The organism is Streptomyces sp. NPDC059740 (assembly GCF_042733155.1).
Taxonomy (GTDB): Bacteria; Actinomycetota; Actinomycetes; order Streptomycetales; family Streptomycetaceae; genus Streptomyces.
Window position 1 is genome coordinate 1 of sequence record NZ_JBHWGP010000025.1, and the last position, 14093, is coordinate 14093.

General features: G+C 72.0%; 10 protein-coding genes and 1 tRNA gene. 4 read left to right on the plus strand and 7 right to left on the minus strand.

Translation table 11 applies throughout. The features are described from left to right. Positions 1 to 175: 175 nt before the first annotated feature. A complete protein-coding gene (locus tag ACFV3R_RS24065) occupies positions 176 to 871 on the minus strand; it encodes a TetR family transcriptional regulator (RefSeq protein ID WP_385586768.1) in 696 nt (231 codons plus the stop codon). Next, complete coding sequence (locus ACFV3R_RS24070) at positions 868 to 1884, minus strand: acyl-CoA desaturase (RefSeq protein ID WP_385586771.1); 1017 nt, start codon at positions 1882 to 1884, stop codon at positions 868 to 870. The genes ACFV3R_RS24065 and ACFV3R_RS24070 overlap by 4 nt, the downstream gene beginning before the upstream one ends. A 260-nt stretch (positions 1885 to 2144) precedes the next feature. Between ACFV3R_RS24070 and ppc the strand changes: the two genes are divergently transcribed. The 4 genes from ppc (at position 2145) to ACFV3R_RS24090 (ending at position 8622) form a co-directional block, all read left to right on the plus strand. Then, a complete protein-coding gene (gene ppc, locus ACFV3R_RS24075) occupies positions 2145 to 4955 on the plus strand; it encodes a phosphoenolpyruvate carboxylase (protein WP_385586774.1) in 2811 nt (936 codons plus the stop codon). Between the two features lie 299 nt (positions 4956 to 5254). Then, entirely contained in the window at positions 5255 to 5893 is a 639-nt protein-coding gene (locus ACFV3R_RS24080; protein WP_385586777.1) for a hypothetical protein, read from the plus strand. Continuing rightward, a complete protein-coding gene (locus tag ACFV3R_RS24085) occupies positions 5890 to 7899 on the plus strand; it encodes an esterase-like activity of phytase family protein (RefSeq protein ID WP_385586780.1) in 2010 nt (669 codons plus the stop codon). Before ACFV3R_RS24080 ends, ACFV3R_RS24085 begins: the two co-directional genes overlap by 4 nt. Before the next feature lie 132 nt (positions 7900 to 8031). Then, positions 8032 to 8622, plus strand: coding sequence for a hypothetical protein (locus tag ACFV3R_RS24090; RefSeq protein ID WP_385586783.1), 591 nt, complete (start codon positions 8032 to 8034; stop codon positions 8620 to 8622). A gap of 602 nt (positions 8623 to 9224) precedes the next feature. Here the strand turns inward: ACFV3R_RS24090 and pth are convergent. The 5 genes from pth to ACFV3R_RS24115 all read right to left on the minus strand — a co-directional run bounded on the left by pth (position 9225) and on the right by ACFV3R_RS24115 (position 13823). Then, positions 9225 to 9815 (minus strand): aminoacyl-tRNA hydrolase, encoded by a 591-nt coding sequence (gene pth / locus ACFV3R_RS24095; protein ID WP_385586787.1) that lies wholly within the window; start codon positions 9813 to 9815, stop codon positions 9225 to 9227. A 364-nt stretch (positions 9816 to 10179) separates the two neighbouring features. Continuing rightward, the gene (locus ACFV3R_RS24100) at positions 10180 to 10824 is read right to left on the minus strand and encodes a 50S ribosomal protein L25/general stress protein Ctc (protein WP_385586790.1); all 645 of its coding nucleotides are present in this window, start codon (positions 10822 to 10824) and stop codon (positions 10180 to 10182) included. A gap of 259 nt (positions 10825 to 11083) precedes the next feature. After that, positions 11084 to 12061, minus strand: coding sequence for a ribose-phosphate diphosphokinase (locus ACFV3R_RS24105; protein WP_385586793.1), 978 nt, complete (start codon positions 12059 to 12061; stop codon positions 11084 to 11086). Between the two features lie 73 nt (positions 12062 to 12134). Beyond that, positions 12135 to 13595, minus strand: a complete 1461-nt coding sequence (glmU, locus tag ACFV3R_RS24110; RefSeq protein WP_385586796.1) for a bifunctional UDP-N-acetylglucosamine diphosphorylase/glucosamine-1-phosphate N-acetyltransferase GlmU — start codon at positions 13593 to 13595, stop codon at positions 12135 to 12137. 153 nt (positions 13596 to 13748) lie between these two features. Beyond that, positions 13749 to 13823, minus strand: a tRNA-Gln gene (locus tag ACFV3R_RS24115). Positions 13824 to 14093: the final 270 nt, after the last annotated feature.

The window sequence follows — 14093 nt, forward strand, 5'->3', positions numbered from 1 at the left end:
CGCACCCACCCCATACGACAACGTCGGCCTTCAAGACCACAACCGGGTCTTGAAGGCCGACGTCACGCGAGAGCCCGAATTAACCAACAGCGTCCTCCACGAGGACGGGGCCCTTGGGGCGGCACGGACCCGGCGCGCCGGTGGCGGACCCCGCCCCCGGCGCACCTCCGGCCGCTCACGCCTTGCGGTGCCCTATCAGCCGGGGCCTGGACTCCAGACCGTCCAGGCCGTGCCAGGCGAGGTTCACCAGGTGGGCCGCGACCTCCGCCTTCCTGGGCCTGCGGACGTCCAGCCACCACTGACCGGTCAGCGCCACCATGCCGACCAGCGCCTGCGCGTACAGCGGCGCCAGCTTCGGCTCGAACCCGCGGGCCTTGAACTCCAGCCCGAGGATGTCCTCCACCTGCGTCGCGATGTCACTGATCAGCGAGGCGAAGGTGCCGGTCGACTGCGCGACGGGGGAGTCCCGCACCAGGATGCGGAACCCGTCCGTATAGGACTCGATGTAGTCCAGCAACGCGAACGCGGCCTGTTCCAGCAACTCCCGGGGGTGGCCGGCGGTCAGTGCGCCCGTCACCATCTCCAGCAGCTGCCGCATCTCGCGGTCGACGACGACCGCGTACAGGCCCTCCTTGCCCCCGAAGTGCTCGTAGACCACCGGCTTGGACACCCCGGCCTTCGCCGCGATCTCCTCCACCGAGGTGCCCTCGAAGCCCCGGGCGGCGAACAACGTACGGCCGACGTCCAGCAACTGCTCGCGGCGTTCCTTGCCCGTCATGCGCACCCGGCGGGTGCGCCGCGCCCCCGGCTTGGTTCCGCCACCGTCCTTGTCGCTCTTCACACCGCCGTCGCTCGCCACGGCCTCCATCATGCCGCCTGAGCAGCACGCTCCTTACGGCGGGAGTCGTCCTCCTGCCGGCGGGAATCGATCCGGGACCGGTTCGGCCACCGCACGTCGTAGGCCCAGCCGGCCAGCTCGGCCCAGCGGATCAGCCGCGCGCTGGAGTCCACCTGGCCCTTGAGGACGCCGTGCCGCGCGCAGGTCGGGTCGGCGTGGTGCAGGTTGTGCCAGGACTCACCGCAGGAGAGCACCGCCAGCCACCACACGTTGCCCGAGCGGTCCCGGGAGCGGAACGGCCGCTTGCCGACCGCGTGGCAGATGGAGTTGATCGACCAGGTCACGTGGTGCAGCAGCGCGACCCGCACCAGCGAACCCCAGAAGAACGCCGAGAGGGCGCCCTGCCAGGACATCGTGACCAGACCGCCGACGAGCGGCGGGATCAGCAGCGAGACGAGCGTCCAGAGCACGAACTGGCGGGAGATGGCCCGGATGGCCCCGTCCTTGATCAGGTCGGGTGCGTACTTCTCCTGCGGCGTCTGCTCCTCGTCGAACATCCAGCCGATGTGGGCCCACCACAGGCCCTTCATCAGGGCGGGCACGGTCTCCCCGTACCGCCACGGCGAGTGCGGGTCGCCCTCGGCGTCGGAGAACTTGTGGTGCTTGCGGTGGTCGGCGACCCACCGCACCAGCGGACCCTCCACCGCCATCGAGCCCATGATCGCCAGGGCGATGCGCAGCGGACGCTTCGCCTTGAAGGCGCCGTGCGTGAAGTACCGGTGGAAACCGATCGTGATGCCGTGGCAGCCGATGTAGTACATCACCACCAGCAGGGCGACATCGAGCCAGCTCATGCCCCAGCCCCAGGCCAGGGGCACCGCGGCCACCAGTGCCACGAACGGCACCACGATGAATGCCATCAGGGTGAGCTGCTCGACGGTTCCCTTGCGCTCACCGCCGAGCGTCGCGGAGGGCACGGTCTGGGGCGCGGCACCGGCCGTGCCGGGTTGTGGTGACTCTTCCAGGACTTCCGGGCTAACAGTCATGTGGTCCCTCGTGGGGGTCGGGGGAATGGACACCGCGAGGCTACGCCTACGGAGCCGTAACCTACGGTTTCGTAAGTATGGCAGTGCCACGACGTCCGGCAAGGGCCTGACGCCGCTCCATCCTTTCCCCAACTGCCCAGAAAACGGACAGGCAGATCCCTCCAGACGGAAGCGACCTATCCTGTGGGCGTCGGACAGCGCGGTCCGCCAACCCGCCAGCAAGTCCCCAACGTGCATAAACACGGCAAGGAGCCGCACCCGTGAGCAGTGCCGACAGCACCCCTCGCCCCGCCTCTGCAACGCCGGGAGCCGAGCGGACCGCCGACGACGGCGTCATCGACATCACCGGCGGCGGGCCTGCCGAGGCCGCCGCCAACGGAGCCCTGCGCGCCGACATCCGGCGCCTGGGCGACCTCCTCGGCGAGACCCTCGTGCGCCAGGAGGGGCAGGACCTCTTGGACCTGGTCGAGCGCGTCCGCGCGCTGACCCGCAGTGACGGGGAGGCCGCCGCCGAGCTCGTCGGCGCGACCGACCTCCCCACCGCCGCCAAGCTGGTCCGTGCCTTCTCCACCTACTTCCACCTCGCCAACGTCACCGAGCAGGTCCACCGCGGCCGCGAGCTGCGCGCCCGCCGCTCCACGGAGGGCGGCATCCTCGCCCGCACCGCGGACATGCTCAAGGACGCCGACCCCCAGCACCTCCAGGAGACCGCCGAGCACCTGGCGGTCCGCCCGGTCTTCACCGCCCACCCGACCGAGGCCGCCCGCCGCTCGGTCCTCACCAAGCTCCGCCGCATCGCCGAGCTGCTGGACCACACCGACGCCACCGACCGCCGGCGCACCGACGCCCGCCTCGCCGAGAACGTCGACCTCATCTGGCAGACCGACGAGCTGCGCGTGGCCCGCCCCGAACCCAGCGACGAGGCGCGCAACGCCATCTACTACCTCGACGAGCTGGGCCGCGGCGCCGTCGGCGACGTCCTGGAGGACCTGGCCGCCGAGCTGGAGCGGGTCGGCACCACCCTGCCCGCCGGCACCCGCCCGCTGACCTTCGGCACCTGGATCGGCGGCGACCGCGACGGCAACCCCAACGTGACCCCGCAGGTCACCTGGGACGTCCTCATCCTCCAGCACGAGCACGGCATCACCGACGCCCTGGAGCACGTCGACGAGCTGCGCGGAGCCCTCTCCAACTCCATCCGCAACTCCGGCGCCACCGAGGAACTCCTCACCTCCCTCCAGGCCGACATCGACGCCCTGCCCGAGATCAGCCCCCGCTACAAGCGGCTCAACGCCGAGGAGCCCTACCGGCTCAAGCTGACCTGCATCCGGCAGAAGCTGCTCAACACCCGCGAGCGACTGGCCGAGGGCACCCCGCACGTCCCCGGCCGCGACTACCTCGGCACCGCGGCGCTGCTGGAGGACCTCACCCTCATCCAGACCTCGCTGCGCGCCCACCGCGGCACCCTCGTCGCCGACGGCCGCCTGGAGCGGGCCATCCGCACCATCTCCGCGTTCGGCCTCCAGCTCGCCACCATGGACGTCCGCGAGCACGCCGACGCCCACCACCACGCCCTGGGCCAGCTCTTCGACCGCCTCGGCGAGGAGTCGTGGCGCTACGCGGACATGCCGCGCGAGTACCGGGGCAAGCTCCTGGCCAAGGAGCTGCGCTCCCGCCGTCCGCTGGCGCCCACCCCCGCGCCGCTGGACGAGGCGGGCCGCAAGACCCTCGGCGTCTTCGAGACGGTCGCCAAGGCCCAGGAGAGCTTCGGCCCCGAGGTCATCGAGTCCTACATCATCTCGATGTGCGCGGGCTCCGACGACGTCTTCGCCGCCGCCGTCCTGGCCCGCGAGGCCGGACTGATCGACCTGCACGCCGGCTGGGCCAAGATCGGCATCGTGCCGCTCCTGGAGACCACCGACGAGCTCAAGATCGCCGACCAGCTCCTGGACGAGATGCTGTCCGACCCCTCCTACCGGCGCCTGGTGGCGCTCCGCGGCGACGTGCAGGAGGTCATGCTCGGCTACTCCGACTCCTCCAAGTTCGGCGGCATCACCACCTCCCAGTGGGAGATCCACCGCGCCCAGCGCCTGCTGCGCGACGTCGCCCACCGGCACGGCGTGCGGCTGCGCCTCTTCCACGGCCGCGGCGGCACCGTCGGCCGCGGTGGCGGCCCCTCGCACGACGCGATCCTCGCCCAGCCCTACGGCACGCTGGAGGGCGAGATCAAGGTCACCGAGCAGGGCGAGGTCATCTCCGACAAGTACCTCGTCCCCTCGCTGGCCCGCGAGAACCTCGAACTGACCGTGGCCGCCACCCTCCAGGCCTCGGCCCTGCACACCGAGCCGCGGCAGTCCGCCGAGGCGCTGGCCCGCTGGGACGCCGCCATGGAGACCGTCTCCGAGGCGGCCCACGGCGCCTACCGCGACCTCGTCGACGACCCCGACCTGCCCGCCTACTTCTTCGCCTCCACGCCCGTCGACCAGCTCGCCGAACTCCACCTCGGCTCCCGGCCCTCCCGCCGGCCCGACTCCGGCGCCGGCCTCGACGGACTGCGTGCCATCCCGTGGGTGTTCGGCTGGACCCAGTCCCGCCAGATCGTCCCCGGCTGGTTCGGCGTCGGCAGCGGCCTGAAGGCCGCCCGGGAGGCCGGGCTGGACACCGTCCTCGACGAGATGCACTCGCACTGGCACTTCTTCCGCAACTTCCTGTCCAACGTCGAGATGACGCTGGCCAAGACCGACCTGCGGATCGCCCAGCACTACGTCGACACCCTCGTCCCCGACGAGCTCAAGCACGTCTTCGACGTCATCAAGGCCGAGCACGCCCTCACGGTCGCCGAGGTCCTGCGCATCACCGGCGAGGACGACCTCCTGGACGCCAACCCGGTGCTGAAGCAGACCTTCCACATCCGTGACGCCTACCTGGACCCGATCTCCTACCTCCAGGTCACCCTGCTGCACCGCCAGCGGGAGGCCGCCAAGGCCGGGGCCGAGCCCGACCCCGTGCTCTCCCGCGCGCTGCTGCTGACCGTCAACGGCGTCGCCGCGGGCCTGCGCAACACCGGCTGACCCGCCACCGCCGCAGCCACCGGCCGGCCCGCGTCCACTCCCGGACGCGGGCCGGCCCCGTCTGCGGGAGCGGGCCGGACCCGAGCGCATCGCGGCGGACGCCGTCGGCTCCCGGCGGGCGGAGGCGGTGGGACCGCACGGAACGAACGGGACGGAGGACCCGCCGCGGACGCTCTTCCGGGAGCCCTCCCGGAAGTTTCAACTGAGGTAACATCCGAGCCAGTTGGAGAACACGACGGCGTTCGTGCACGGCTGGGCGACCGCCGTCCCGTCCACCTCGTCACCCGGAGCCCACCGCGATGGTGATCCTGACCTTCTCCGCCGAGGAACCCGCCGACTCCCAGGCCTCCCTGCACACCTGGCTGTGCCGCGACCGCCGTGTCCGGCTCCACGCCCGCATCTCCCTGCGCCCGGTGTCCGCGCCGGCGGGAAGCATGGGCACCGCCTTCGACGCCATCCAGCTCGCCGTCGACTCCTCCTTCCAGCTGGCCTCGCTGATCCTGTCGGTGGCCGCCTGGCGACAGGCGTGCCGCCCGCGTTCCGCCCCCGTCGTCGAGGCCGAGGACCACACCGTCAGCCTCACCGCCGACGGCGACGTGGTCGTCACCCGGGACGGCCGCAGCACCGTCATCCCCGCCGGCCAGGTCGACGCCGACTCGGTGCGCCACGCCCTGACCGACCGCCGGCGCACGGACGAGCCCGAGGAGCCCGCGGCGCAACCGGTCGGAACGGATTGCCTCGGAGAGGCACGGGCACACCCGGTCCGCACGGGAGACCCCGAGGAGCCACCGGGGCAACCGGCCCGCCTCCCCGGCCCCCGGCCCGACGAGGACCCGGCGGACGGTGCGCCCGGCCCCGCAGCCGCGGACTCCGGCGAACCGGACGCCGGGCCCTGCCCGGTGGGGCCCGGCCGTGACCCCTCCGGCCCGTCCCGATGACCACGCCACCGGCCTCCGTGCCCGACCCCGCCGAGTCGGCGGCCGTGCTGATAGGCGTGAGCCGGTACGCACTGCTGGAGGAACTCCCCGCTGCCGTGCACGGCTGCCTGCGCCTGCACCAACTCCTCACCGACCGCCGGATCTGGGGCCTGCCGGCCGGCAGGTGCCTCGCGCTCACCGACCCGGAGCGGACCGACACCCTGCTCGACCGCGCCGCCAGGACCGCCGCCACCGCCACCGACACCCTGGTCGTCTACTACGCGGGCCACGGCCTGGTGGACCCCGGCGGCGGCAAGCTGCGGCTGAGCGTCACGGGCTCCACGCCGGACAGGCCCTGGTCCTCCATCGCCTGGAGCGACTTCCGCCGGGCGGTGCTGGACGGCTCCAGGGCCCGCCGCAAGATCGTCATCATGGACTGCTGCTTCAGCGGCCTCATCATCGACGCCCAGTCCGCCCTGGCCACCGAGCCCGACATCCTGCCCATGACACCGGTGGAGGGCACCTACCGGCTGGCCGCCTGCGACCTGGACGCCGTGGCCTTCGCGCCGGAGGGCGCCGAGCACACCCGGTTCACCGGGGCCCTCGTCCGCCTCCTGCAGCACGGCATCCCCGAGGGTGGCGAGACCCTCAGCCCCGAGGACCTCTACCGGGCGCTGCGCCGCGACCCCGAACAGCACCCCCGACGCCAGTCCGACGGCGACATCGGCCACGCCCCACTGGTGCACAACGCCGCCTGGCCCGCTCCCGGGAAGCCCACGACCGACGCCCCCACCGCGCCGCCCGCCGCCGGCAGCGACCCGCCGCAGAGACCACCGGAGAGACCGCAGGAGGAGAACCGCCCGCGGAGCAGCCCGGGGAACAGGCCGCCGGACGCCGGCGCACCACCGGAGGACCCCGGACGCCACCGTCTGCGCCGCATCCTGGTCACCGTGGGCGCGGTCCTCACGGCCGGGGTGTGCGCCGCGGCCACCGCCCTGCTCACCGACCACACCACCGCTTCCCCGGCGGCCGGCGCCACCTGCTCCCCGGCCGCCGCCCTCCTGGGCCACTCCGACCAGTTGGACGAGAAGAGCTACCGGGGCGAGCGGATCGCGGGACTGTCCGGCCTCAGCCTCACCGGCCCCGCCCGCGGCTACGCCGTCGACGACAAGAACGCCCGCCTCTACGCCGTGTCCCTGGGCACCCCCGACCACCTCGACGTCCACGTCACCGACGCCGTGCAGCTGCGCGCCCCCGACGGAAGCCTGTACGCGGACGAGGAGTTCGACGGGGAAGGGCTCGTCGTCACCAAGGAGGGCTACCTGGTGGCCTCCGAGACCGAGCCGTCCATAGGGCGGTTCAGCCGTACCGACGGACGCCTCCAGGACGAGTTGGAGATCCCGCAGTCCTTCCGCCCGGGGCCCGGCAGCGCCGCCAAACGCTCGGAGCTGCTGGAGTCCCTGGCCCGTACCCCCGACGGCGACCTGCTCTACAGCGGCCTCCAGGTCCCCCTGGCCTCCGAGAGCAGCAACCAGGGGAGCGACGTCATACGCCTGGTGCGGTACGTCAGGGGCGGGCCGCACGGCTGGAGCCTGGACCGCCAGCTCGCCTACCCGGTGCGGCCTGAAGGGCAGTTGGCCGACATCGTCGCACTGGGCGGGCGCCACCTCCTCACCCTGGAACGCACCTACGACCCCGAGAACGGCAACACCGTCCGCGTCTACCGGACGGACGTCTCCGACACCGACGTCAGCCGCATCCCGGACCTCGGCCGGGCCCCGGCGAGCCGACTGGCCCACAAGGAGCTGCTCTTCGACCTGGCCAAGTGCCCGCAGGGCAACGTCCCCAACCCGGACGAGCCCAACCGCGCCCACCCCCTGGTCACCAACGTCGAGGGCATGGCGCTGGGGCCGGAGCTGACCCGAGGCCCCTACCGCGGCCGCCGCGTGCTCTACCTGGTCTCCGACGACAACGACGCCCAGGACCAGGTGACCCGGTTCTACTCGCTCGCGGTCGACGTGGACTGAGGCGGCGGTGCGGGGGCGGTGCGGGGAGGAATCCCCGGATGGGACGGCTACGTGGACCCCGGGTTTCCGGTCCGCTGCCGTTCGCGTCGCCGTGGTTGACCGCGTGCTGACATATGCCCAAGGATCGCCGCCATGTCCTCCAGCCGTACCAGGAACAGTGCCTCCTCCAGACCGGCCGGCGGCTCCCCGGCCCGCGCCGGCGCCACCAGGACCGTGCGCCGGCCCCGCCGCAGTGCCCTGCGCAGGACGGGCGAGCGCGCCTTCGGGCTGGTGCTCCTCGCCCGGGTCGTCCTCACCGGGCTGCTCGCACTGCTGCTCCTGGCCGCCGGGGTCTGGTCCTCCTGGGGGACCGCCCGCTACGCCATGCTCCCGCGCGGCCACGAACGCGGCACGGTCACCGTCACCAGCTGCCGCGACGACCGGTGCACCGGGACCTTCGCCCCCGAGGCCCCCGCCTCCCCGCACTCCGGCCACCGCAAGGTCACTCTCACCAGCATCGCCGCACCGGACGCCGGGCAGCGGGCGACCGTCGTCATCCGGCCGGGAAGCAGCGAGGCCGTCCGCACCGGGCTGAGCGGTGTCCTCTACTCGTGGGTCCCGCTGGGCGGTGCGCTGCTCCTGGCCGCACTCGTCGTCGCCGGCGGCATGCGGCTACGACGGACCGCCTGGGGCATGGGCATTCTCGGCGGCCTCGTCATGTGCGCCGCCTTCCTCAGCCTCTGACCAGGCTTCCTGCGCCTCTGACCGGGCTTCCTGCGCCGCTGCTCGGGCTTCGCGCGCCGCTGCTCGGGCTTCGCGCGCCGCTGCCCGGGCTTCGCGCGCCGCTGCCCGGGCTTCCCGCGTCGCTGCCCAGGCGTCGTGAGCTTCTGCCCAGGCGTGGTGCCGGGCACGTGGTGTCCGCTTCCGCGGTGCGCCACTCCCCTTCGGCAGAGCCGGAGCCGGAGCCGCAGCCTGAGCCGGAGCCGGCGCCGGAGCTGCGGACAGTGGGCCTTGCTGAGCGGGCTGCGGACAGTGGGCCTTGCTGAGTGGGCTGCGGGCAACGGGCTGGTGACAGCGGAGGACGGACGGCCGGGCTGCGGACAGCGGGCTTGCGGGGGCCGGGCCCTTGCGGGAGCGGCGTGGACGGACTCCTCGTGGGCCGCGTCGCCCGCAGACCGTCAAACCTGTCCCTGACCGTGTCCTGCGACCTGAGCCCTGCAAGCCGTATTCCGCAACCCGTGTTCCGCAACCCGTGTTCCGCAACCCGTGTTTCCAAGCCGTGTTCGGCAACCCGTGTCCCGTCACCGAGTGGTGGCGTGGCCGGTACCGCGGCAGGTCCGTAGCCATCAGGAGTTGTATGTGGTCTGCGCCCGCTCCAGGCCCTCGGTGATCAGTGCCTCCACCGCGTCCGCGGCACGGTCCACGAAGTAGTCCAGCTCGCGGCGTTCCGCACCCGAGAAGTCCTTCAGGACGAAGTCCGCCACCTGCATCCTGCCCGGCGGGCGCCCGATGCCGAACCGCACCCGGTGGTAGTCCGGGCCCATGGCCTTCGTCATCGACTTCAGGCCGTTGTGCCCGTTGTCACCGCCGCCCAGCTTGAGCCGGAGCACGCCGTAGTCGATGTCCAACTCGTCGTGCACCGCCACGATGTTGGCCACCGGCACCTTGTAGAAGTCGCGCAGCGCCGTCGCCGGCCCGCCCGAGAGGTTCATGTACGACGAGGGCTTGGCCACGACCACCCTGCGGCTCCCCGGCCCCGGGGCACCGAGCCGGCCCTCCACCACCTGGGCCCGCGACTTGTGCGCCTTGAACCGGGCGCCCATCCGCTGCGCCAGCAGGTCGGCGACCATGAACCCGACGTTGTGCCGGTTGTTCGCGTACTCCGGCCCCGGATTGCCAAGCCCCAGAACCAGCCAGGGGTCCGTCGACTCCGCCATCACTCACTCTCCTCGTCCGTCCGGCAACCGCCACCACGAGCGCCGCGGCAACCCGGCAACCACTGCGTGCCGGGACATTCTCAGGCGCCGGAACAACTCCGGGCGCCGGGACAACCCCAGCCCGTCGGGGCGGCGGCAGGCGGTTGGGGCGGTCGCGTCGCCTCGGCGCGGCCGGGTCCGTCTCCGTCCCGTTCGCGGGGGCCCGCACACGACCGCTGCCCCGCACCCGAAGGCGCGGGGCAGCGGACGACTTACCACCGGTCATCGCGGGACAGGCGCACAGAACGCCCTACCCGGTCCACCGGTGACGGCGGCCTGCCGGCCGCCGTCGGCACCGGAGACCCGGCGCCTGAAGTCCGGAGGATCAGGCCTCCGAGGACTCCTCGCCCTCGGCAGCGGTCTCCTCGCCGGCCTCGGCGGCGGCCTCGGCACCCTCGGCCTCGGTCTCCTCAGCCTCGGTGGGCTCCTCGGCCTGCGCGGCGACGACCTGCAGGACGGTCACGTCCTCCTCGACGGCCAGCGACACGCCCGAGGGCAGCTTGACGTCCTTGGCCAGAACGGAGTGGCCGGCCTCGGCGCCCTCGACGTTGACCGTGACGTTCTCCGGCAGGTGCGTGGCCTCGGCCTCGACCGGCAGGGCGTTCAGGGTGTGCTCGAGCAGGTTGCCGCCCGGGGCGAGGTCGCCCTCGACGACGATCGGCACCTCGACGGTGACCTTCTCGCCGCGCTTGACGGCCAGCAGGTCGACGTGGACCAGGAACTGCCGGATGTACTCGCGCTGCACGTCCTTGGGGAGGACCAGCTGCGACTTGCCGTCCACCGTCAGACGGATGAGGACGTTGGGGATCTTCAGGGCCATCATCAGGGCGTGGCTGTCGATCGCCACGTGCTGCGGCTCCGCGCCGTGACCGTAGATGACCGCCGGAACCTTGGACTCGCGACGCAGACGGCGGGCGGCGCCCTTGCCGAAGTCGGTCCTGATCTCGGCGTCGAGCTTGTACTCAGCCATGACTGCACTCCTCGTGATCTGTACGGAAACTGACCAGTCACCCGGCCCACGACAGACCTGCTACGAAGAGCGCGTCGATAACGGAGCCCCGCACACACGGGTGCGGCCTCCCTCGCCGAGCAACTCTGGGAGTCTACCCGGCGGGGAGGCCGCGTCCGAAATCGATCACCGCACGGTGGAGCGAGGTGGGGCCGGGCCAGGGGAGGCCTGGCCGACCGGAGAGGTCAGGCCGGTGGATCGGCCGGGCCTCACGGGGAGGTCAGGCCTGCTCCTCGAAGAGGCTCGTCACCGAACCGTCCTCGAAGACCTCCTGGATCGCCCGCGCGATCGTCGGCGCCATCGACAGCACCGTGATCTTGTCCAGCTCGAGCTCGCCCGGGGTGGGCAGGGTGTTGGTGAAGACGAACTCCGAGACCTTGGAGTTCTTCAGGCGGTCGGCCGCGGGGCCGGAGAGGATGCCGTGCGTGGCCGTGACGATGACGTCGGCAGCCCCGTTGGCGAACAGCGCGTCCGCCGCCGCGCAGATGGTGCCGCCGGTGTCGATCATGTCGTCGACCAGGACGCACACCCGGTCCTTCACGTCACCGACGACCTCGTGGACGGTCACCTGGTTGGCGACGTCCTTGTCGCGGCGCTTGTGCACGATGGCCAGCGGGGCGTCCAGGCGGTCGCACCAGCGGTCCGCCACCCGCACCCGGCCGGCGTCGGGGGAGACGACCGTCAGCTTCTCGCGGTCGACCTTCGCGCCCACGTAGTCCGCGAGGACCGGCAGCGCGAAGAGGTGGTCCACCGGGCCGTCGAAGAAACCCTGGATCTGGTCGGTGTGCAGGTCGACCGTGACGATGCGGTCGGCGCCCGCGCACTTGAGCAGGTCCGCGACCAGGCGCGCCGAGATCGGCTCCCGGCCGCGGTGCTTCTTGTCCTGCCGGGCGTAGCCGTAGGAGGGGATGACCACGGTGATGCTCCGGGCCGAGGCCCGCTTGAGAGCATCGAGCATGATCAACTGCTCCATGATCCACTTGTTGATCGGAGCGGTGTGGCTCTGCATGAGGAAGCAGTCCGCGCCGCGGGCCGACTCCTGGTAGCGGACGTAGATCTCACCGTTGGCGAAGTCGAACGCCTTCGTCGGGACCAGGCCGACACCGAGCTGGTGCGCGACCTCCTCGGCCAGCTCGGGGTGGGCGCGGCCGGAGAAGAGCATCAGCTTCTTCTCGCCGGTCGTCTTGATCCCGGTCACAGCAAATCTCCTCGAATCCCTGTTTGCGTGCGTTTCTCACGGTACGCCGGGCCCGGCGTACTCCTTCGCACGGTCAGTGCTCGCCCGACGGCTCCACGCCGTCCCGGGTGGCGGAAGCAGCCTTGGCGGCAGCGCTTCCGGGACGCTTACGAGCGACCCAACCCTCGATGTTCCGCTGCTGGCCGCGCGCGACCGCCAGCGAACCCGGGGGCACGTCCTTGGTGATGACCGAGCCGGCCGCGGTGTACGCGCCGTCCCCGACCGTGACGGGCGCCACGAACATGTTGTCCGAGCCCGTCCTGCAGTGGGATCCGACCGTCGTGTGGTGCTTGGTCTCGCCGTCGTAGTTCACGAAGACGCTCGCCGCTCCGATGTTGGTGTACTCACCAATGGTCGCATCCCCGACATAGGAGAGATGCGGCACCTTGGTGCCCTCGCCCACGGAGGCGTTCTTCATCTCCACGTAGGTGCCGGCCTTGGCCTTCTGGCCCAGCTCGGTACCGGGGCGCAGGTAGGCGTACGGGCCGACGCTGGCGCCCGCACCGATCCTGGCGCCCTGGGTGACGGAGAAGGCGACCTCCGCGCCCGCGCCGACCACGGTGTCGGTCAGCCGCGAGTGGGGCCCCACCTCGGCGCCCTCGGCGAGTGAGGTGGCCCCCATGAGCTCGGTCCCCGGGTGCACCACCGTGTCGGGAGCGAACGTCACCGTCACGTCGACCCAGGTCGTCGCCGGGTCCACCACGGTGACCCCGGCGAGCATCGCCTCGTGCAGCAACCGGTCGTTCAGCATGCGCCGGGCCTGGGCGAGCTGCACGCGGTTGTTGATGCCGGCGATCTCCCGGTGGTCGGCGGCGACGGCCGCGCCCACCCGGTGACCGGCCTCACGCACGATGCCGAGCACGTCGGTGAGGTACTCCTCGCCCTGGCTGTTGTCGGTGCGCACCTTGCCGAGTGCCTCGATCAGCAGCTTCGCGTCGAAGGCGAACACCCCGGAGTTGATCTCCCGGATCGCCCGCTGCTCCTCGCTCGCGTCCTTGTGCTCGACGATCTCGCGCACGGCGCCGTCCGGGGTCCGGACGATGCGCCCGTAGCCCGTGGCGTCCGGCATCTCGGCGGAGAGCACCGTGACGGCGTTCTTGTCGTTCTCGTGCACCGAGGCGAGGTGCTGCAGGGTCTCCCCGGTGAGCAGGGGCGTGTCGCCGCACACCACGACGACGGTGCCGTCGAGGTGGACACCGTCGCCCGCCAGCTGCTCCAGCCCGGTGCGGACGGCGTGGCCGGTGCCGTTCTGCTCGTGCTGGACAGCGGTGCGGGCGGCGGGATCGATGCTCTGGAGGTGGGCGGTGACCTGTTCCCGCGCGTGACCCACCACTACGACGAGGTGCTCGGGGCCCAGCTCTCGGGCCGCGCTGAGGACGTGGCCCACGAGGGACCGGCCGCACAGGGTGTGCAGGACCTTGGGTGTCGCCGACTTCATGCGGGTGCCCTCACCCGCTGCGAGAACGACGACGGCTGCCGGGCGTTTGGCGCTCACGGAGGTGCCCTTCGGCTTCTTGGCTACGGGGAGGCTTCACCCGAAGGATACCGGGGGGACTTCTGTGCGACATGCGGGACGGGTGTGAGGTCGTCCATGGCGGTCGGGGATGCCCCCGAGAGGCCGGAACACTCGACCCGGAAAGTGAGGCGGTGGCTCCCCTGCCAGGACTCGAACCTGGAACAAAGCATCCAAAGTGCCTCGTGTTGCCGATTACACCACAGGGGACCGCAGGGGAGACCGGGCTGCGCACAGCCCCGGCCTGCCTCACCTGGCACCCAACACTATGCCGTACCACCGGCCTTCGATGCGACGGTCCGGCCGGAAGCGAGTGGTCAGGGGAGCCCCACCGCCCTTCGGCGGGCGGTTCGGGGGGCGCTGCGGAGGGGGCCGGGCGTTTCGGGGAGCGCTGCGGGACGGGGGTGCGCACCGGGTTCGGGTCGGCCACCCGGTACCGGCGCGGCCCGGCCTCGGGCTGGGGCGCGGTGACGGGTGCCG